The sequence below is a fragment of the Halobacterium sp. BOL4-2 genome (assembly GCF_016917835.2).
In the GTDB taxonomy this organism is placed as follows: Archaea; Halobacteriota; Halobacteria; order Halobacteriales; family Halobacteriaceae; genus Halobacterium; species Halobacterium salinarum.
Window position 1 is genome coordinate 1,561,094 of the sequence record NZ_CP070332.2, and the last position, 18,054, is coordinate 1,579,147.

At 69.8% G+C, this 18,054-nt stretch carries 20 protein-coding genes and 1 tRNA gene; 13 read left to right on the top strand and 8 right to left on the bottom strand.

The window, feature by feature from the left end; genetic code table 11:
- The first annotated feature begins 52 nt into the window (after window positions 1-52).
- On the top strand, window positions 53-682 hold the full coding sequence (locus JRZ79_RS21615; protein WP_012289442.1) for a methyltransferase domain-containing protein: 630 nt from the start codon (window positions 53-55) through the stop codon (window positions 680-682).
- Here JRZ79_RS21615 and JRZ79_RS21620 read toward each other — a convergent pair.
- Together JRZ79_RS21620 and JRZ79_RS21625 are read right to left on the bottom strand one after the other, a co-directional pair.
- A complete protein-coding gene (locus tag JRZ79_RS21620) occupies window positions 679-1,140 on the bottom strand; it encodes a type IV pilin (protein WP_205252178.1) in 462 nt (153 codons plus the stop codon). The genes JRZ79_RS21615 and JRZ79_RS21620 overlap by 4 nt on opposite strands.
- A gap of 44 nt (window positions 1,141-1,184) precedes the next feature.
- Window positions 1,185-2,420, bottom strand: coding sequence for a hypothetical protein (locus JRZ79_RS21625; protein ID WP_205252179.1), 1,236 nt, complete (start codon window positions 2,418-2,420; stop codon window positions 1,185-1,187).
- 103 nt (window positions 2,421-2,523) lie between these two features.
- On the opposite strand from JRZ79_RS21625, the gene JRZ79_RS21630 reads away from it, so the two are divergent.
- From JRZ79_RS21630 to JRZ79_RS21640, 3 genes are all read left to right on the top strand, one after another.
- The gene (locus JRZ79_RS21630; RefSeq protein ID WP_205252180.1) at window positions 2,524-3,687 is read left to right on the top strand and encodes a hypothetical protein; all 1,164 of its coding nucleotides are present in this window, start codon (window positions 2,524-2,526) and stop codon (window positions 3,685-3,687) included.
- A 69-nt stretch (window positions 3,688-3,756) separates the two neighbouring features.
- Window positions 3,757-4,557: an electron transfer flavoprotein subunit beta/FixA family protein gene (locus JRZ79_RS21635; RefSeq protein ID WP_205252181.1), complete on the top strand. Its 801-nt coding sequence runs from the start codon at window positions 3,757-3,759 to the stop codon at window positions 4,555-4,557.
- The gene (locus tag JRZ79_RS21640) at window positions 4,554-5,522 is read left to right on the top strand and encodes an electron transfer flavoprotein subunit alpha/FixB family protein (protein WP_010903590.1); all 969 of its coding nucleotides are present in this window, start codon (window positions 4,554-4,556) and stop codon (window positions 5,520-5,522) included. Before JRZ79_RS21635 ends, JRZ79_RS21640 begins: the two co-directional genes overlap by 4 nt.
- A 23-nt stretch (window positions 5,523-5,545) precedes the next feature.
- Here the strand turns inward: JRZ79_RS21640 and JRZ79_RS21645 are convergent, their stop codons facing one another.
- Window positions 5,546-6,196 (bottom strand): YbhB/YbcL family Raf kinase inhibitor-like protein, encoded by a 651-nt coding sequence (locus tag JRZ79_RS21645; protein ID WP_010903591.1) that lies wholly within the window; start codon window positions 6,194-6,196, stop codon window positions 5,546-5,548.
- A 131-nt stretch (window positions 6,197-6,327) separates the two neighbouring features.
- On the opposite strand from JRZ79_RS21645, the gene JRZ79_RS21650 reads away from it, so the two are divergent.
- Window positions 6,328-7,230 (top strand): polyprenyl synthetase family protein, encoded by a 903-nt coding sequence (locus JRZ79_RS21650; RefSeq protein WP_010903592.1) that lies wholly within the window; start codon window positions 6,328-6,330, stop codon window positions 7,228-7,230.
- A 1-nt stretch (window position 7,231) separates the two neighbouring features.
- Here JRZ79_RS21650 and JRZ79_RS21655 read toward each other — a convergent pair whose 3' ends face one another.
- Window positions 7,232-8,317: a DUF373 family protein gene (locus JRZ79_RS21655; RefSeq protein ID WP_010903593.1), complete on the bottom strand. Its 1,086-nt coding sequence runs from the start codon at window positions 8,315-8,317 to the stop codon at window positions 7,232-7,234.
- 124 nt (window positions 8,318-8,441) lie between these two features.
- Between JRZ79_RS21655 and JRZ79_RS21660 the strand changes: the two genes are divergently transcribed.
- Window positions 8,442-9,437 carry a radical SAM protein gene (locus JRZ79_RS21660; RefSeq protein WP_012289444.1) on the top strand — a complete coding sequence of 332 codons (996 nt, stop codon included), beginning with the start codon at window positions 8,442-8,444 and terminating at the stop codon, window positions 9,435-9,437.
- A 53-nt stretch (window positions 9,438-9,490) separates the two neighbouring features.
- On the opposite strand, the gene JRZ79_RS21665 is transcribed toward JRZ79_RS21660, so the two are convergent.
- The gene (locus tag JRZ79_RS21665; RefSeq protein ID WP_205252182.1) at window positions 9,491-11,212 is read right to left on the bottom strand and encodes a flippase activity-associated protein Agl23; all 1,722 of its coding nucleotides are present in this window, start codon (window positions 11,210-11,212) and stop codon (window positions 9,491-9,493) included.
- 120 nt (window positions 11,213-11,332) lie between these two features.
- Between JRZ79_RS21665 and JRZ79_RS21670 the strand changes: the two genes are divergently transcribed.
- Both JRZ79_RS21670 and JRZ79_RS21675 read left to right on the top strand, forming a co-directional pair.
- A complete protein-coding gene (locus tag JRZ79_RS21670) occupies window positions 11,333-11,785 on the top strand; it encodes a TRAM domain-containing protein (RefSeq protein WP_012289446.1) in 453 nt (150 codons plus the stop codon).
- A 48-nt stretch (window positions 11,786-11,833) separates the two neighbouring features.
- A complete protein-coding gene (locus tag JRZ79_RS21675; RefSeq protein ID WP_205252183.1) occupies window positions 11,834-12,619 on the top strand; it encodes an SDR family oxidoreductase in 786 nt (261 codons plus the stop codon).
- Window positions 12,620-12,629: 10 nt separating this feature from the next.
- On the opposite strand, the gene JRZ79_RS21680 is transcribed toward JRZ79_RS21675, so the two are convergent.
- Window positions 12,630-13,625, bottom strand: coding sequence for a sugar phosphate nucleotidyltransferase (locus tag JRZ79_RS21680; RefSeq protein ID WP_205252184.1), 996 nt, complete (start codon window positions 13,623-13,625; stop codon window positions 12,630-12,632).
- Window positions 13,626-13,800: 175 nt separating this feature from the next.
- Here JRZ79_RS21680 and JRZ79_RS21685 point away from each other — a divergent pair, with 175 nt between their 5' ends.
- The 3 genes from JRZ79_RS21685 to JRZ79_RS21695 are packed head-to-tail and all read left to right on the top strand — an operon-like array spanning window position 13,801 to window position 15,756.
- Complete coding sequence (locus tag JRZ79_RS21685) at window positions 13,801-14,733, top strand: replication protein A (RefSeq protein ID WP_012289447.1); 933 nt, start codon at window positions 13,801-13,803, stop codon at window positions 14,731-14,733.
- 1 nt (window position 14,734) lies between these two features.
- Window positions 14,735-15,307, top strand: coding sequence for an RPA family protein (locus JRZ79_RS21690; protein WP_010903600.1), 573 nt, complete (start codon window positions 14,735-14,737; stop codon window positions 15,305-15,307).
- A 44-nt stretch (window positions 15,308-15,351) separates the two neighbouring features.
- Entirely contained in the window at window positions 15,352-15,756 is a 405-nt protein-coding gene (locus JRZ79_RS21695) for a ribbon-helix-helix protein, CopG family (RefSeq protein ID WP_010903601.1), read from the top strand.
- Window positions 15,757-15,768: 12 nt separating this feature from the next.
- On the opposite strand, the gene JRZ79_RS21700 is transcribed toward JRZ79_RS21695, so the two are convergent.
- Window positions 15,769-16,221 (bottom strand): DUF5814 domain-containing protein, encoded by a 453-nt coding sequence (locus tag JRZ79_RS21700; RefSeq protein WP_012289448.1) that lies wholly within the window; start codon window positions 16,219-16,221, stop codon window positions 15,769-15,771.
- Window positions 16,222-16,317: 96 nt separating this feature from the next.
- Between JRZ79_RS21700 and JRZ79_RS21705 the strand changes: the two genes are divergently transcribed.
- Both JRZ79_RS21705 and JRZ79_RS21710 read left to right on the top strand, forming a co-directional pair.
- A tRNA-His gene (locus tag JRZ79_RS21705) sits at window positions 16,318-16,390 on the top strand.
- 186 nt (window positions 16,391-16,576) lie between these two features.
- Complete coding sequence (locus JRZ79_RS21710; RefSeq protein WP_010903603.1) at window positions 16,577-17,332, top strand: DUF4097 family beta strand repeat-containing protein; 756 nt, start codon at window positions 16,577-16,579, stop codon at window positions 17,330-17,332.
- Here the strand turns inward: JRZ79_RS21710 and JRZ79_RS26215 are convergent.
- On the bottom strand, window positions 17,329-18,000 hold the full coding sequence (locus tag JRZ79_RS26215) for a hypothetical protein (RefSeq protein ID WP_346347528.1): 672 nt from the start codon (window positions 17,998-18,000) through the stop codon (window positions 17,329-17,331). The two genes, JRZ79_RS21710 and JRZ79_RS26215, sit on opposite strands and share 4 nt — an antisense overlap.
- Window positions 18,001-18,054: the final 54 nt, after the last annotated feature.

Here is an 18,054-nt window from a genome sequence, read left to right on the forward strand (position 1 = left end):
AGTCCCTGGGCCATCGGAAGCTATTATGCGTGTTCAGGCCAACAGTCGGTCGATGGGAGTCCTCGAAGACAAGGCGCGGGCCCGCACGTTTTACAAGTACCTCTCGAAGGTGTACGACCGCGTCAACACGTTCATTTGGACCGAGGAAATGCGCGCGGAGGCGCTGTCGATGCTTGACATCGACGCCGAGGATCGCGTGCTCGACGTGGGCTGTGGCACGGGGTTCGGCACGGAGGGGCTGTTGAAGCACACGGAGCACGTCTACGGCCTCGATCAGAGCCCCCACCAGCTCACGAAGGCCTGGGAGAAGTTCGGGAAACACGATCCGGTGGCGTTTCACTTCGGGGACGCCGAGCGCCTGCCGTTCAAGCCCGACAGCTTCGACGTGGTGTGGTCGTCGGGGTCCATCGAGTACTGGCCACACCCCGTGCAGGGGTTGCGGGAGCTGCGGCGCGTCGCCAAACCCGGCAGCCAGGTGCTCGTCGTGGGGCCGGACTACCCCGCCTCAACGGTCTTCCGGAAGCTCGCGGACGCCATCATGCTGTTCTACGACGAGGACGAGGCCGACCGGATGTTCCGGGAGGCGGGCTACGAGGAGATCCAGCACCGCGTGCTCCGGAAGGAGCCAAACAGCCCGCCGGCGATCGTGACCGTGGCGCGCGCACCGGCGGCCGACGACTAGGCCGGCGTTGCCGTGGTGTCGGCGACAGCGACGACGTGGCCGCGGACGGCCAGCGTGACGCGGACCGGGTCGCCGGCCGCCGGCAGTGGATCGTTCGTCGGGGCGATCACGAGCGTCGTGGTGGTGCCGACACGCCAGCGGCCGGCGCTGGCGGCGTTGAACGCGCCGGTCGGCCCGCTGTAGAAGCCGGTGGCGGAGAAAAACGGCACGGGGGGCTGGTGGGCGAGGTCGGTGCCGGCCACGCGAACCCGCAGTGACACCGCCGCCGGGTCGATCGGCGGCCCGGAAAGCAGCGTCACGGCGACAGTGCCGTCGGCGGCGGCCGAAACGCTGACCCCGCGCTGTGGCGGCGGGGGTGTCGTCATCGACGGCACGACAGCGAACACGGCGGCCCCGGCCAGGACCGTGATCGCAACGACGGCCACCACGGCCACGACGGGGGCGGAGCCACGCGGCACACGGCCAGGTGGCTGGGGCCTCCGGTAAGAACGTTCGGGGGTGTCTACCGGGGCAGCGTGGTGGTTGTGTTCCCGCCGGGAGCGGGCGGGTGTGGGTCCGCAGTGACGGTCGTCGTGACCCTGTCGCCGCCGACCGTCGCCGCGACGGTGTACTCGCCGGCGGGGCTGACGAACCAGCGGTCGCCGCTGTCGCCGGTCGCGCCGACGACCGTGCCGTTGACACTGATTGTGGTGTCGACCGGCGTGCCGGTCGCGGTTTCGACGCGCACGTTCACCGGGCCGCCGGCGTACGGCTCCGAAACGCTGAGCGTGGTCGTGTCGGTGGCGTTCACGGTGGTGTACGAGGCGGGCGTCTGTGGGAGGCGGCGGGTTTGGCGCTCCACGAAGACGCGGGTCGTGGAGGGGTCGTAGTACAGCGACAGCTCGCCGTGGTCGTGGCTCGCGGAGAACAGGACGGCGTACTGGCCGAGCAGCGAGTACGAGACACCACGGGAGTGGTTTTTCGTCCACGGGTAGGTGGCACCGATGAACGCGATGGGGTCGCCGTAGTCGGCGGTCGTGGCGGCGTCGAGGTTGCCCGGGACGACCGTCTCGCGGACGTAGGTATCGCCGTCGCGGGTGGCAAGCATGACCCCGTCGCCGACGGTGACGTGGACGCGGACGGCGTCACGGTCACCGTCGACGACGGCAGCCAGGCGCTCGCGGACCGGGCCCTGAACGGTCTGGAGGCGGGTGTTGACCTGGCTGATCCGCGTGGTGAGGTTGCTGTAGGAGTCCGCGAGCGTGTACAGCGCGCGGTCGTCGTCGGGACCGCCGAGGAACCCTTCGATGCGTGTGGCGGCCGCGTGAACGGAGCCGACGACGGTGAGGAACTCGGTTGTGGTGATGGTGCCGGCGGCGTAGGCGTCCCTGGCGTCGCGTTCGCGCTGGACGAGCGTGGTCGTTCGGTTCGTCGCCCAGTCGAGTTCGGTGCGGATGCGCGCGCGGCGCTCGGCGTCCGTGTTGGCGACGGACAGCGCGGTGTCGAGGCGTTCGAGGCGGTAGGCTGTGGAGATGCCGGTGGCACCCGCGGCGAGCGTGCCGGTGACCGAGAGGGCGGGCGTCCCGAAGGCGGCGGCGTCGGCGCTGGTGAGCCGGAGGACGCGCGTCGTGTCGGGGGAGGGGCCGACCGCGGGGGACTGCTGTGAGGCGGTGGGCGGTCCCGGGGCGGCGAGCCCGGTCGCCGCCATGGCGGTGGCGACAACCACGAGGGCGGCGACGGCGAGGGGAGCGCGGGACATGCCCCATGGTTTGCGGAGGGTCGTCAAAAACGATGTGGAGCGCTCGCAGTGCCGACCCGTGGGATAGAAAGGACTTTGCCCGAGCGTCGACCACGAACGGTGTATGCGGCAGGCCCTCCTCCTCCTGGTCGCGCTGGCGTGTCTGGTCGCGGTCCCGGTTGGAGCCGGGGGCAGTGGGCACGGGCCCGCGCCGACAGCCGAGACCACGGCGATGCCGGCAGCCACCGGTAGCGGCCCACAGAGCACGGTCGATATCACGGTGGAGGTCACGGACACCGGGGATGCACACTGGAACGTGTCCGCGACCTACCCGCTGGGGGACGGCAACGGGTCAGTGGCGTTCGACCGGGTTTCGACGGCGTTCGAGGCCGGTGAGACCTCCGCTGGGTTCTCCGCGGAGACGTTCAAGGCGGCTGTGCCCGGGGCGAGCGCGCGTGTCGGCCGTGAGATGTCGGTCACGGACGTCCGCCGGGCGTCCCGGATCGTCGAGCACGACGGGAACGAGACGGGTGTGCTCACGCTGCGGTTCACGTGGACGAACTTCGCGGCGGTCGACAACGAGACCATAACCGTCGACGCGTTCTCCGGGTCGTGGTTCGGTGACCTGCGTGCCGGGCAGCAGTTGCGGGTTCGTCCACCGGAGAACTACCAGGCTGACGACGTATCCCCGAACACGAACGTCGTCGGGGGAGCGTACCAGTGGGAGGGCGGCCAAGCGTTTGCGGCCGACGAGCCGTCGCTGGTGTTCGTGCCGTCGCCGGGCCTGTCGGGGACGGGGATCCCGGCGACGACTGTGGGGGCGGCGGCGGTCGTTCTGGGGGCGGCGGGCGTGACCGCGTGGGCGTACAGCCGCTCGACGCTGACGCTGCCGGGCACCGGCGGTGACGACAGCGAGGGGGCCACGGGACCGGCGGTCGACACCGGCGATGGCGGTGAGTCGCCCGCGCCGACAGCCGACGATCCGGAGCCCGATGACGGCGGCGACGACAGCGCGGCCGAACGCGAGGACGAGCGCATCGACCCGGAGCTGTTGAGCGACGAGGAGCGCGTCGAGCGGCTGCTCACGGACAACGGCGGGCGGATGAAGCAGTCCCGGATCGTGGAGGAAACGCGGTGGTCGACGGCGAAGGTCTCGCAGGTGTTGTCCGGGATGGACGAAGACGGCCGCGTGGAGAAGCTGCGGATCGGCCGCGAGAACCTGATCTCGCTGCCCGGCGAGGGCGTCGACAGCGACACGCTGGCCGGCGAACACGACGAGGCGGAGTGAGGACAACCCCCAACACCGGGCGTACGGTTCCGAAAACGTTTACGTACAGGGGGCTCGATTCCTCGGGTGATGAAGGTTCTCGTCACCGTCAAGGAGGTGGCTGCCGTCGAGGACGACTTCGAGATCTCGGGAACGGAGATCGAGAGTACGTACCTGGATTACGACCTCAACGAGTGGGACGACTACGCCGTCGAGGAGGCCGTCCAGCTTGCTGAGGCCGGCGACGACGTCGAGGTCGTCGCGGTCACCATCGGCCCGGAGCGCGCCGAGGAGACGATCCGGATGGCGCTGGCGAAGGGCGCGGACCGCGCGGTCCGGGTCTGGGACGACGCCATCGAGGACACCGAGCTGCTCGACGTGGAGACGAAGGCCCGGCTGCTGGCGGCCGTCGTCGAGGACGAAGACCCCGAACTGGTGTTTTCCGGGGTGCAGGCCAACGACGACAGCTTCGGCGCGACCGGGATCGCGCTGGCCGAGACGCTCGGCTTCCAGTGGGCGGCGGTCGTGAACGACCTCGACACCGCGGGCGTGCTCGACGAGGGCGTGGCGTCGGTGCGCCGCGAACTGGAGGGCGGCGTCGAGGAGCTCACCGACGTCGAGTTGCCGGCGGTGCTCACCATCCAGACGGGGATCAACGAGCCGCGGTACGCGAGCCTGCGTGGCATCCGGCAGGCGCAGTCCAAGGAGATCGCGCCGAAGAGCCTCGACGACCTCGGGCTGGACGCGGACGTCGTTGCGTCCAGCCTCGACATCACCGCGATGTACGAGCCAGAGACCGAGAGCGACGCCGAGTACATCGAGGGCGACGCCGGCGAACAGGCCAGTGGCGTGGCTGACGTGCTCCGCGACGCGGGGGTGGTCGGCGAATGAGCGTGCTCGCCGTCGCCGATCACCGCCGGGGCGAGCTGCGGGGCGTGAGCTTCGAGTTGCTGACCGCGGGCCGGGAGCTGGCGGACGCGATGGACACCGAGCTTCACGCCGCGGTGGTGTCCGGGGACACCGACGGGTTCGCCGACGAGTTGAACCGGGCGGGCGTCGATCACGTCCACGCCGTCGAGCACGGCGCGGAGTTCAACCACGACGTCTACGTGCAGGCCGTGGCGGCGCTGGCCGGCGATCTCGACGCGGCGGTCGTGCTCACGCCGAACAGCGTGAACGGGCTGGACTACGCGCCCGCGGTGGCGACCCGGACGGGGCGCACGTACGTCTCGGACGCCATCGGCCTGGATCACGGCGACACCCTGGAGGTCACGCGGGAGATGTACGGCTCGAAAGTCGAGACCACGATGGAAGTGAGCGACGGCCCGTACGTCGTCTCCATCCGGGGCGCGGAGTGGCCGGCCGCCGAGGGCGTCGGCGACGCCGAGATCTCGACGTTCGACGCCGACATCGACGAGGACGCCATCGGGGCCACGGTGAACGGCTTCGAGGAGGTCGGCGGCGGCGACGTCGACATCGCGGACGCGGAGTTCCTCGTGTCCGTCGGGCGCGGCATCGAGGAGGAGGAGAACATCGCGTTGATTGAGGCGCTGGCCGAGACGACGGGTGCGACGCTGTCCTCGTCGCGGCCCATCGTGGACAACGGCTGGCTGGCGAAAAACCGCCAGGTCGGGCAGTCCGGCAAGCAGGTGACGCCGGACGTCTACCTCGCGGTCGGCATCTCCGGGGCCGTCCAGCACGTCGCCGGGATGAAGGGCGCGGACACCATCATCGCGGTGAACACGGACCCGAACGCACCGATCTTCGACATCGCCGACTACGGTATCGTCGGCGACCTCTTCGACGTCGTCCCGGCGCTCATCGAGGAGTTCGGCGGCGAAGCGCCGAGCGTCTGAGCGCGGGCGCGAGCAGCACGCAGTTACGGCGCGTGTGACCCGACCAGCTGGGTGGATGCGAGCACGTGGCCGCGCACGGCGTTGCCGACGGTCCGCTCGGTGGCGTCCTGGGGGAGTATGAGGGTGGTGTCGAGGGCGTACAGTTTGAACCGGTAGAGGTGCGTGTCGTCGGGGGGTGCCGGGCCGCCGTAGTCGCGCTCACCGAAGTCGTTGGTGCCGACCGTTGGCTCCGTGGGCGTCCAGGCGGCCGGGATCCGGGTTCTGGAGGCGGGGATGTTCCACACCAGCCAATGCAGCCACACCTCGCCAGCGGGGTCGACGGCGTCCGGGTCGTCGACGACCAGCACGAGCGTGGCGGCGTCCTCGGGGACGCCGGCGATCGACAGCGGCGGGTTCACGTCCGCGCCGCTGCGGGTGTACCGGTCGGGGATAGCCGCGCCGTCGGCGAAGGCGTTGCTCGCCAGTCCGAGCCCACCGAAATCGGGCGATGGGCCCGCGATCGGGATGTCGTCGGTGGCCGTGGGCGTCGGTTGTGTCTCCGACCGGGGCGTCGGTTCGGGTGTGGTTGTCGTGGCGTCGCCGTCGGTGGTGTCGGTGCAGCCGGCGAGTGCGGACACGGCACCGCCACCCACGAGCGCGAGGACTGACCGGCGGTGAACGGGTTGGCCGCGCATGTGCGGGTCGTGCGACCGCGGGCGGTATAACTACCGGGGTGTGCGGGCAGACTGGTGGAAACCGCCCGGTGGCGGCTGTTCGCCGTGGGATGCCGTCAGGTACTTGCCCGGGAAACCCCGACTGAGTGGTGATGGAGTACGTGGAGGCGCGCCGGGCCGCCATCGAGCAGCGCATCACCGAGGCGGTCGGCGGTGTCGAGCCGACGGAGCTCGGCGACCAACTCGAACACGTCGTGTTGGCCGGCGGCAAGCGCGTCCGACCGACGCTCACGGTGCTCGTGTGTGAGGCCGCCGGCGGTGCCGTCTGGACGGGGGCCGCCGAAGCCGCCGCGGTCCGGGAGAACGCGGCGCTGTCGGCCGGCGGGGAGGACGCACTCGATTACGCCGTCGGCGTCGAGTTGGTGCACAACGCCTCGCTGGTCGTCGACGACATCATCGATCGGTCGGAGCTGCGCCGGGGCTCGGCGAGCGCGTGGGCGGAGTACGGCTACGGACCGGGGATCGTCGCGTCCGACGGCCTGCTGGGGGAGGCGTTCGCGCTGTTCTCGCGTGACCCGCGCGCGATGGAGTGTGTGACCGATTCGCTGGTGGAGCTCGGCGAGGGGGAGGCCATCGAGCTCGTGGCCCGGCCGGAGACCGAGCGCGAGTACATGGAACTCGCGCGTCGGAAGACCGGAGCGCTGTTCCGCGCGGCGGCGGAGCTGGGCGCGATCGCAGCGGACGCCGACGGGCGGGCCGTCGAGCGCTTCGGCGAGTACGCCGAGCGCGTCGGCGTGGCGTTCCAGATCCGGGACGACGTGCTGGACGCGACCGCGGACAGCGACGCGCTGGGAAAGCCCGCGGGGGTCGACGAGGCCTTGGACCGCCCCAGCATCGTGCAGGTCACGGACCGGTCGCCGGACGCGTTGAACCGGTTGGCGGGCGAGCAGTCCGAGCGCGCGCTGGGGGCACTGGCGGAGCTGGAGCTGCCGGACGGCGAGGCCAAAGACTACTTGCAGTATCTCGCGGAGTTCGTCGTCGAGCGGGACGCGTAGCTCAGGACCCCTCGGGGGTGGCGCGCCACGATTCGACGACCGCGAGCGCCAGCGTCGACAGCACGCTCACCAGCGTGCCGGCCGTGAGCACCGCGGCGAGTTCGGTGAGCGTGACGTACTCCAGGAAGAACCCCGACAGCGTGTACAGAACGGCGGCGATCGAGAGCACGTAGAACGGCGCGTTCAGATACCGCCAGCGGAACCGGTCGGCGAGGTATTCGTCGGTGACCTGGCCGAGGCTGGTCGTGAGACCGGCGGCAGCGAACCACCGGACTGCGCCGTAGGTGAGGGCGGCGACGACGGTGCTTGGGGCGAGCGCGCCGTCGGCGTGTGCGCGCACCGCGTCCAGTCGTGCGGCGCCTTCGACGCCGCCGATGACGAGCAGCGCGGCCGCGACGACGTACGTGATGAGTGTGACGCGGCCGGTGTAGAGGCCGTCACGGAGGCGGTTGACGGCGTCGTCGGCGACGCGTTCGAGGCCGAGCCCGCGGAACAGGGCGTAGAGGCCGACGGCCGCCGACGACACCCCGAGCACCGCGCCGGGGAGCCCGAGCACGTCGGCCAGCACCGCCAGCGGGTAGATCAACAACAGGATGCCCAGCGGAACCAGGATCGTGCCCCGCGTCTCGGGATCGTTCATCACCTGCTTGAGCGTATAGTACATCGACTCCAAGTCCTGGGCTTGCCGGACAACGACGCGTTTGAGCGCCTCGATGGGGACCCGCGAGCGGATCACCGGCACCACTGATTCGTCCTGCGCGCCGTCGGTGACGACGACGGCGCGCACGGGGTCGGTGGGCGACAGCGACGCCAGGACTTCGTCGACTTCCCGGCCGACTGCGCGGTTGGCGGCCACGTCCCCGCGGTCGACGCCGGTGACCGCCGCCACCACGACGTCCTCGTCGTCGCTGTACCGGTCGTGGAGATGGACGCCCTCGAAGAGCACGTTCACGTCGCTGTCCTCGGGGTCGGCTTCGGCCAGCGAGACGGCGGCGTGCTCGACGTCGTTGCGCCCGACGACAGGTGTCGGGACGCCCGTTTTCCGGCCGAGGTCGTCGTCGAGGTCCACGCACAGGACCAACAACATCTAGGCGGTGGTATGCGACCCCCCCATATTTGTCTTCGGGGGGAGGCAGCGCTCACAGAAACACCGGTGGCGGTTGCGTTCCGCACGGTTTTTGAGGCTTCACGCGGTACTAATGCGTCACCAGATGATCTCAAAGGGCTGCGAGCAGTGCGCGGAAGGGGGAAAGATGGTCCTCTTCGTGTATGGGTACTGTGACCAGCGTGACTGTTTCTACTGTCCGCTCGGCGAGAACCGGAAGAACGTCCAGCAGGTGTACGCCAACGAGCGCCCCGTCGAGGACGACGAGGACATCATCAGCGAGGCGAAGCTGATGGACGCGCTTGGCACCTCGATCACGGGCGGGGAGCCCCAGGAAGTGCTCGACCGCACCTGTCGGTATCTGCGCCTGCTGAAAGACGAGTTCGGCGAGGACCACCACACGCACCTCTACACGGGGATCACGGGCGGCCGCGAGAACATGCGTCGGCTGAGCGAGGCGGGCCTCGACGAGATCCGCTTCCATCCGCCCTACGAGCTGTGGGGGGATATGCACGGCACCGAGTGGGAGGAAATCCTCTACATCGCCCGCGAGGAGGGACTGACCCCCGCCTTCGAGATCCCCGGGATTCGGGCCGAGGACGAGTTCCTGGAGTTCCTCGACGAGGGCGCGGCGGACTTCTGTAACATCAACGAGTTCGAGATGAGCGACGGGAACTACGAGCGCATGCAGGAGGCGGGCTACGAGCTCCAGGAGGGCCACATGAGCGCCGTCGACGGCTCGAAGGACGCCATCCTCTCGGAGATGGCCGACCACGAGCAGGTGTACTTCTGTACGAGCGTGTTCAAGGACGCCGCCCAGCACCGCTCGCGGCTCAAGCGCATGGCGCGCAACGTCCGCCGGGAGTTCGACGAGATCACCGACGACGGCACGCTCGTCTACGGGAAGACCACGGTCGGCGCGGGCCGCATCCGCGAGTTGGGCGTTCCCGAGGAGTACTACACCGTGAAGTCCGACCACGTCGAGGTGGCGTGGTGGCTCCTCGAGGAGATGATCGACGACGGCGACATCGACGACGGGGAGATCGTCGAGCAGTATCCGACCTACGACGGGCAGGTCGTCGAGCGGACGCCGCTGGCGTAGCCGCGGTTTTTGCGTCGCGAACACCGTGTACGGGGCGCGTGCCAGCAGCCAGGTTACTCCGTGGTGGCGGTGAACACCACAACAGTGCGGTCGCCGATGTCGTCGAGAGCGTGTGTCTCGCGCTCGTAGCCAGCACCGATGGCGGCCCCGACCTGTGATTCCAGCGCCGGGGTCGTGATCACGACGGGCGGCGGGGTGTCACCGACCGCCGTGGGGTCGTCGACGCTTGCGACGTCTGCGTCCAGGGATTCAGTGTACCAGGGGAGTGGCATGCGGGCGTGCCACGCGCCGGTTGCCGGCGGGCGGTCGACGCGTGATTCGGTCATCGCGAGGGGGGCGCCGGCGTAGAGGACGTCCGTGTCCGAGCCGCCGCTGGCGGCCGCGCGTTCGATGTCGGTGACGACCGTGCGGAGGTCCGCGGGCGCTTGTGCGTAGTAGATCACGTCGCTGCCGGGGTCCCCTCGCGGGCTCTCGTGGGGGGCCTGGTAACTCGTCTCGGTCAGGGTTGCGCCGCCGGCGGCGACAGCCGACAGGAGGACGGCTGCGGCGAGCACTGCTCGGACGGCGTGCATCGGGGTGTGTTCGCTGAGGATCGTGGGTTCGCGGGCGGGAAGACGGCTGCGGCCCCAGCGGTAGACGACGGCGGCGCCGACGGCCGCGGGAACGGTCAGCGGCACGATGGCGTGGACCGTCGACCACGGAACCGGGAAGTTGTTCGCGAGGGGGTACCCGACGAGTGCGGCGACCCCACAGTAGAAGTTGAACGCAACCAGCCCCCGGGGGTGGGCGCCGGCGTAGCGATCCCAGAGGAACCCCACGACGGCGAACGCGGCGACCCCGGACGCGCCCGCGATGACGGTGTCAGCGGTGTCCGTGAAATACGGGAGGTAGGCGTGGCGCTGGATGCTCCCCGTTGCCCAGTAGTCGATGGCCTTGTGCAGCGATCCCAGGGTGGCCTCGCCGACGACGGCGGGGAGGGTAGCGAAGTCACCGGTGAGGGCGCGCCAGAGCCCGATCTCCTGGCCGGGGCCGGCACGGGGGGCGTAGAAGTACACGACAACACTGAGGAAGACGGCGGCCGCGAGAACGCCGTGGTGCCACCAGTCGCGTGCGCCCGCGACGGCACGGCGGAGCAGCGATCGGAGGGCCCCGAGAGCGTCGCCGTCGGTGTCGCGGGCGCGCAGGAGGTGGCGATCGAGCACGAGCACGCTCGCCCCGAGCCACGTCACCATCCAGAGGAGCACGCTCTCCTTCGTGGCGAACGCGACCCCGAGCGTGACGGCGCTGGCGTAGAGGTAGCGCGGTCGGCGGGTGTCGGACGCGCGAACGAGGAGACCGAGCGTGAGCAGCATGCACGCCGCCAGCGGGAGGTCTTTGCGCATGAACCGCGAGTAGTAGACGAGCACGGGGTTGCACGCGAGGGCGGCGCCGAGCGCGATGAGTTCGGCGTCGCGGAGGCGGGTGCGGAACAGCCACGCCGCAAGCGGGAGCAGCGCGCCCGTGAGCGCGACGACGAGGCGTGCGGTGGCGTCGGTTGCGCCGACCACGCCGAAAACCAGCGAGTTGACGCGCGCGAACAGCGGCCCGTGGAGGATGGGGCGGTACTCCCAGGCGCCGTGTTCCATGCCGCGGAGGACCCAGTAGCCGAACCATGCTTCGTCGTAGTAGAAGACGCGGTCGCCGAGCGCCAGCAGGCGGGCCGCGAGGCCGATGACGGTGGCCGAGAGGAGTGCACTCGGTACGCGGTGGACCGAGAGGGCGTCGCGGATCGTCATGGGCCGACGGAGCGCCGGTGTTAGTAAATCCCTTGTGATGGATGGGTGATTGGTGGCGTCGGCGCCGAGGGAAGTAATGCAGAGGGAATGCTTTTAGAGCGGCCGCCACCAGTAGGGAGTATGGCCGACTGCCCCATCGCCGACGAGTGCCCCAGCTTCCAGGAACAGATCGAGGGAATGGGGTGCCAGCATTACGGCGACCGCGGCGGGATGGAGTGGTGCCAGCATTACAGCCAGCCGATCGAGGACCTGCAGACCGCGCCCGTGGTGCCCGGCGAGGAGGTCGTCATCGAGGTGGACGACATGCACGAGAGCGGGGCTGGCGTTGGCCGCCAGGAGGAGTCGGGGTTCATCGTGATGGTCGACGGCGTGTTGCCGCCGGCCCGCGTGAAAGCCGAGGTGTCGACGGTGAAGCCCAACTACGCGCGTGCGGAGTTGATCGAGAAGCTCCCCGACGAGCCGGCGGACGCCGACGACGACGACGCTGCGGGGGGCGACGACGAGGACGCCGACGACGGCGGGCACGACGACCGCGAGCGGTTGGGCAGCCGGGACAACTTCTGGGGGAGCTGACGGGGCGGCTGCGAAGCAGCTTCCCCGGTGCGGTGCGAAGGCGTCGGTATGGAACTCGGACTCGATGGGGACGTGGCGGTTGTGACGGCGTCGTCGAGCGGGCTTGGAAAGGCGAGTGCGGCGGCGCTGGCGCGCGAGGGGGCCGACGTGGTGGTGTGTTCGCGCGACGAAGAGCGCGTTGTGGCGGCGGCCGAGGAGATCGGCGCGGACGCCGCCGGCTCGGTGCGTGGGGTCCCTGCGGACATCACCGACGGGGCGGACGTTACGGCAGTGGTAGAGACAGCCGTCGAGACGTTCGGCGGCCTCGATCACGTCGTCACGTCCGCCGGCGGCGTGCCCAGCGGGCAGTTCACCGCGGTCACCGACGACGACTGGACGGACGCCTTCGAGTTGCTCGTGATGAGTGTCGTGCGGACGCTTGACGCCGCCCACGAGCACCTGGTGGCGGGCGACGGCGGCACCGTGACGTGTATCACCTCAACCAGCGTGAGCGAGCCGATCGAGGGGTTGATGTTGTCGAACGCGGTGCGGCGTGGTGTCGTCGGGCTGGCGAAGACCGTCGCCCGCGAGTGGGCACCGGAGGTGCGCGCGAACGTCGTCCAGCCGGGGCCACACGAGACCGCGCGCATCGAGGAGTTGGTGTCGGCGGCCGTTGCGCGCGGGGAGGCTGACAGCTACGAGGCGGGGCTGGCGGGGTGGAGCGAGGAGGTCCCCTTGGATCGGCTCGGGGAGCCGAGTGAGCTCGGCGACGTGGTGGCGTTTCTCGCCAGCGACCGCGCGAGCTTCGTGACCGGTGCCAGCGTGCCCGTCGACGGCGGCCGGCTGTGGGGGTAGTGGCCGGCGCTCAAAACGGGGCGTCGAGGGCCGCAACCACCTCGCGGACGCGCTGGGCGTCCGCTCTCGGGACGACGAGCACGCGGTCGTCGTAGGCCGCGACCACGAGGTCGTCGACGCCGACGACCGAGACGTGTTTGTCGTCGCTTGCGAGCACGTTCCCGGTGGCGTCGATGGTGGTGGCGTCGCCGAGCACGGCGTTCTCGCCGTCGAGCAGGCGGCCGAGGGCGTTCCACGCACCGAGGTCGTCCCAGTCGAAGGCGGCGGGGACGACGCGCACGTCGGCGGCGCGTTCGAGGACGGCGTAGTCGACGCTCACGGGGTCGACGCGCTCGAAGGCGGTGGCCGGATCGGCGTCCGTTGCGAGGGCGTCCACGAGGGGGTCGAGTGGGCCGCTGCGGGCGGCGTCGAGGAAGGCCGTGGGCGTCCACGCGAACATCCCGGCGTTCCAGAGACAGCCGCGGTCGACGAGCCGGCTGGCAGTCTCGGCGTCCGGCTTCTCGCGGAAGACCGCGACCCCGCGGTGGTCGCCGTGGTCGTCGCCGGGTTCGATATACCCGTAGCCGGTGGCCGGGCGGTCCGGCTCAACGCCGATCGTGACGAGGCCGTCGGTGCGGGCGGCGACATCGACGGCGGTCTCAGCCGTCTCCTGGAAGCCGTCGCCGACGACGTGGTCGCTGGGCAGACAGAGCATGACGGCGTCCTCGCCGAACCGCGCCCGCACCTCCCTGGCGGCGTACGCGAGCGCCGGCCCCGTGTCCTTGCCAGCGGGCTCCACGAGGACGGTGGCCTCGGGGAGCTCGTCGCGGACGCGGTCCGCGTACGCCTCGCGGGTGACCGCCAGCAGGTCGTCGGCGAAGGCCGCGCGGTCTGCGGTCCGGCGGAGCAGGCTGCGGTCGTCGTCGCCGAGCGCGAGCAGCTGCTTGGGGCGGTGGCTGCGGCTCGCGGGATACAGCCGGGTGCCGGTGCCGCCGGCGAGCAGGACGGCAGCGACAGTGTGTGTCACGGCGCGCTCACCCGGAGGGTGGAGTGCATGCCGGCGGGTTCGGCGCCGCGGCCCAAATGCCTGTCTCCGGGGGGCGAGCGACCGCGTTCACCCCGGGTGCGGAGATTTAAAGGGGGTTGGGAGCAAACACCGATACGTCTCCCATCGAAACACACGCGGAGACGGATACACGACCATGAGCGACCTTTCAGACACGGCTCAGGAGGTCCACGACGACCTCTCGGAGCACGTCGACGCGACCGTCGACGACGTGGAAGCACGGCTGGAGAAACTGGTTTCTGAGTACAAAGTCCCGGTCGACGAGGCCCGCCGCAGCGTCGAGAACCACTACCTCGACGAGGCCGGCCTCGACCGCGACGACCTCGCCGGCGGTGGCGGCAACGACACCGTCGAAGTCGAGGACGTCGACGAGGCCGAGCAGTGGGTGGACATCACGGCGAAAGTCGTGGAACTGTGGGAGCCCCGTTCGGACTCCGTCGGGCAGGTCGGCCTGCTGGGCGACCCGACCGGCACGATCAAGTTCACGAAGTGGGCGAAGTCGGACCTCGAAACCCTCGACGAGGGGCAAGTCTATCGCCTCGGGAACGTCGTCACCGACGAGTACCAGGGCCGATACTCGGTGAAGCTGAACAAGACAACGTCCATCGAGGCGGTCGACGAGGAGTTCGAGGTCGGCGACAACGAGGACGAGGTCGCGGGCGCGCTCGTGGACGTACAGTCCGGCAGCGGGCTGATCAAGCGCTGCCCCGAGGAGGACTGCACGCGCGTCCTCCAGAACGGCCGTTGCAACGAGCACGGCGAAGGCGACGGGGAGTTCGACCTCCGCATCAAGGGGGTGCTCGACGACGGCACCGACGTCCACGAGGTCATCTTCGACGAGGAGGCCACGGAAGCCCTCACTGGCATCGGCCTGGAGGAGGCCAAGCAGATGGCCAAAGACGCCCTCGACACGACCGTCGTTGCCGACGAGATGCGCGCCACGATCCTCGGGAAGTACTATCGGGTGACGGGGCCGACGTTCGGTCGGTACGTGCTCGCCAACGACACCGAGTTGCTTACCACCCGGCCGGACACTGAATCCGTGCTGATCCGCGCGAGGTCGATCTGAAATGAGCGGCGCACCCACCCGCGAAGTCGCACGCCGCGTCTTCGCGGCCGAGTTCAACGACGCCACGTTCACGTTCAAGGAGTCCGACGACGAGCGCGCGCCGCTGTACGCGTTGCTCCCGACCGGCGAGCGCGCGAACCGCGTGTTCGTCACCGGGACGCTCACCGAGACCGAGGACATCGGCGAGGACGCGGAGTACTGGCGGGGCCGCGTCGTCGACCCGACGGGGACGTTTTTCGTCTACGCGGGCCAGTACCAGCCGGAAGCGGCGGCGGCACTGCGGGACGCCGAGACGCCGACGTACGTCGCCGTGGTCGGGAAGCCACGGACCTACGAGACCGACGACGGGTCCGTGAACGTCTCCCTGCGGCCGGAGTCGATCACGATGGTCGAGGAGAGCGTTCGTGACCGCTGGGTGGTCGAGGCCGCCGAGCGCACGCTCGACCGCATCGAGGCCTTCAACGAGGAGGGCAACGAGTACGCCGAGCGCGCCCGCGCCGAGTACGGCGCGGATACCTCGGCGTACCGGCAGGCGGTCGTCGACGCGCTGGCGGAGTTCGACGCGCCGGAGTGAGGGCGACAAACGCTTAAGCTGCTCCGGGCGCGACTGTCCGGTACATGGGGAACAAGAACAAGACCATCTCGTTCCGGGTGAACGAGGAGGCGTTTGACGCGCTCAGCGAGATCGCCGAGGAGCGCAACATCTCCCTGTCGGCGGTGTTCCGTGATTACGTTGACTCGCTTGTGACCCACGACGGGAAGGTCCGGGTCGTGCCCGAGGACAGCACGAGAGCGCGAGACGGCGACGACGACGACTTCCCGCCGACCGTCGAGGTGTCGAAGAGCTTCGTGCGCGAACACGAGCGCCTCGAACTGGAAGCCGAACACCTCCGCGAGCAGCTGGACGAGCAGAAGGCGTACATCGACCACCTCCGGAGTCAGACCGACAGCGAAGACGAGATCGGTGACGTGGTCAAGTTGGAGGAACTGGATGACGACGACGAACCCTACCAGCTCGGATAGGCGGCAGCGGCGCTACCGACTGAGTTCGCGCTTCTTCCGGCTGGCGCGGTCGGCCTCCTCTGGGCGGCCGTCCACGTCGGCGAGCTCTTCGACGGCTTCCAGGGTGCGGATGGCGTCGTCGAGGAACGAGTAGAGGTCGCCGGGGTAGGCGTACACCATGTAGTCGTCGGTCATCACGTCCACCATCGACTCCGGGTCGAGGCCCTGCGCGCGGAGGTCCAGCAGGTACTCGACGAACTTCTCCTCGGGGTGGCCACAGTAGGGGTTCGAGTCGCAGTCGCAGTCCAGGAAGTCCTCGGCGAACTCCAGGACGGTGTCACGGGTGGCGTCGTTCAGCGCCGAGAGATCCCCCGTGAACAGGATGTCGAGGGTCGCGCCGCTGAACGCCGACTTGGGGAATCGGGTGTCGAGCTGGGAGGCGAGCTGGCGGTGGTTCTTGACGTAGATTTTGTCCGTGATGGCCACAGTCACCCCGTGATACGGCGGGTTAGTGGAAAAGCGTATCGTCTGCCCGAGGTCGTAACGTATTTGTCTGCGAGCACGCTACGACAGGATGCAGTGTCCGGGGTAGGGTAGTGGACTATCCTTCAGCCTTGTGGAGGCTGAGACGCGGGTTCGATTCTCGCCCCTGGACCTTTTCGCGACGACCGAAGTGCGAAGCGGGAGGTCCGTCCCGGCGAGCGCTGCCGGTCACAGCACCCGAGCACAGTGAGGGTGACCGCTGGCGCTGGTTCAATGCTCCCGTCTGACCCGTCGTCGAGACTCGAACCGCGAGCAACACGTAGGAATTAATAAGGGACGCGAGCGGAGAGCACGACGTATGCACCGACGAGCCCTCCTTGGCGGCGTCGCGGCTGCGGCGGCAGCGTCACTGACCGGCTGTATGGGGGCCCAGTCCGACGACCAGTACGAGGAGACGCGGGATGTCGAGTTCGACCTGCCCGCCGAGGACACGGCCGTGAGCGTCAGCGGCAAGCACGGCGACGTGGCGGTATCGACACACGACAGCGAGCAGGTGGCGGTAACGGCACGGCTGTCGGGCCCCAGCGAGGAGCGCGTCGACGGCGCCGAGGTCGCCGGGCAAACCGGCGCCGATGGGCTTTCGGTCGCGCTCGCGGGAACCACCGACGGCGTGAGCGCGGCGTTCGACGTGCAGGTGCCGGCCGGGACGGCGGTGGGCGAGCTTGAGACGAGCAACGGCGACATCGACGTCCAGGACGTCGCGGGCGTCGAGTCCGCGACCACGGACAACGGCGACGTGACAGTGCAGTCGGCCGGCCCGGTGTCGGCGGCGGAGACGACCAACGGTGCGGTCACCATCGACGAGCCAGCGCCGTTGTCCGGTGACGTGACCGCCGTGTCGAACAACGGGGACGTGAGCGTGTCACTGTCCCCGGACGCCGACGCCGAGGTGGTGGCACGGACCGACAACGGCGAAACCGGCATCGAGGACCTCGAGCTGTCTGACCTGCGTCGCGACGGCGACGACGGCATGGTGCGTGGCGTGCTCGGCGAGGGGACGCACGAGGTGGTCGCGGAGTCGGACAACGGTGACGTCGAGTTCGACGCGCTCTAGGCGTCCCCGTCGTCGGTCCGGGTGACGCCGTCGAGGTCGGTGACGAAGTCGGCGCCGAAGGCGGTCGCGGGCGTCTGGTAGCCGGGCGGGGTGTCGCCGTCGAGAGTGCGCTCGGCGGCGGTGGTGGCGGCGTCGACGGTGAACGCGTAGGTCTCGGGCGTGACAAGCCGGGAGACCGCCGTCTCGCCGGTGGCGTCGGAGCTGACTTCACCCCAGATGTGTGCGCGGCCGGTTGCGCGTTCGTCCGCGTCGGGACCGTCGACGAACCGCGTGATGAGCGATCGGAGGGTGTCCCGGACGGGCGCGGCGTCGAAAAGCGGCGCGAGGTGCCCGGACGCGCGCAGCGCGCGGCGCGCAGCCGACGGCATGGGGATGTACACCTCGACGTTCGGGATGCCGGTCGACCGGAAGGCGGTGGCGACGTCGCCCCAGGGGAACGTGACCGCGGTCCGGGTGCCGGTGCCGAAGTCGATGCGGCGCTGGCGGTGGGCGGGCGGCACTGAGAGCAGGCGGCCGTCGCGGCGGACGGCACCACCGTCGCCGAGTTGGCCGACCGCGGTGGCGGCCGTGCCCGGCGAGATGCCGCCGTGTGGCTCGAAGCCGAGCGCGAGGTGGGTGGCGTCGGGGAGCCGCTGGGCGAGGTGGGCGGCGAGGCAGTCGGTCGGCACCACGTCGAAGCCGACGCCCGGGAGCAGCGTCGCGTCGGCGTCGCGTGCGTCGTC

Bases quoted from the DNA above. Each gene is read 5' to 3' on its own strand.
- JRZ79_RS21660 (WP_012289444.1), top strand. From the start codon at position 8,442: ATGATCTCAAAGGGCTGCGAGCAGTGCGCGGAAGGGGGAAAGATGGTC.
- JRZ79_RS21685 (WP_012289447.1), top strand. From the start codon at position 13,801: ATGAGCGACCTTTCAGACACGGCTCAGGAGGTCCACGACGACCTCTCG.
- JRZ79_RS21695 (WP_010903601.1), top strand. From the start codon at position 15,352: ATGGGGAACAAGAACAAGACCATCTCGTTCCGGGTGAACGAGGAGGCG.
- JRZ79_RS21655 (WP_010903593.1), bottom strand. From the start codon at position 8,317: ATGTTGTTGGTCCTGTGCGTGGACCTCGACGACGACCTCGGCCGGAAA.
- JRZ79_RS21675 (WP_205252183.1), top strand. From the start codon at position 11,834: ATGGAACTCGGACTCGATGGGGACGTGGCGGTTGTGACGGCGTCGTCG.
- JRZ79_RS21650 (WP_010903592.1), top strand. From the start codon at position 6,328: ATGGAGTACGTGGAGGCGCGCCGGGCCGCCATCGAGCAGCGCATCACC.
- JRZ79_RS21670 (WP_012289446.1), top strand. From the start codon at position 11,333: ATGGCCGACTGCCCCATCGCCGACGAGTGCCCCAGCTTCCAGGAACAG.
- JRZ79_RS21625 (WP_205252179.1), bottom strand. From the start codon at position 2,420: ATGTCCCGCGCTCCCCTCGCCGTCGCCGCCCTCGTGGTTGTCGCCACC.
- JRZ79_RS21640 (WP_010903590.1), top strand. From the start codon at position 4,554: ATGAGCGTGCTCGCCGTCGCCGATCACCGCCGGGGCGAGCTGCGGGGC.
- JRZ79_RS21645 (WP_010903591.1), bottom strand. From the start codon at position 6,196: ATGCGCGGCCAACCCGTTCACCGCCGGTCAGTCCTCGCGCTCGTGGGT.
- JRZ79_RS21630 (WP_205252180.1), top strand. From the start codon at position 2,524: ATGCGGCAGGCCCTCCTCCTCCTGGTCGCGCTGGCGTGTCTGGTCGCG.
- JRZ79_RS21710 (WP_010903603.1), top strand. From the start codon at position 16,577: ATGCACCGACGAGCCCTCCTTGGCGGCGTCGCGGCTGCGGCGGCAGCG.
- JRZ79_RS21665 (WP_205252182.1), bottom strand. From the start codon at position 11,212: ATGACGATCCGCGACGCCCTCTCGGTCCACCGCGTACCGAGTGCACTC.
- JRZ79_RS21690 (WP_010903600.1), top strand. From the start codon at position 14,735: ATGAGCGGCGCACCCACCCGCGAAGTCGCACGCCGCGTCTTCGCGGCC.
- JRZ79_RS21615 (WP_012289442.1), top strand. From the start codon at position 53: ATGGGAGTCCTCGAAGACAAGGCGCGGGCCCGCACGTTTTACAAGTAC.
- JRZ79_RS21635 (WP_205252181.1), top strand. From the start codon at position 3,757: ATGAAGGTTCTCGTCACCGTCAAGGAGGTGGCTGCCGTCGAGGACGAC.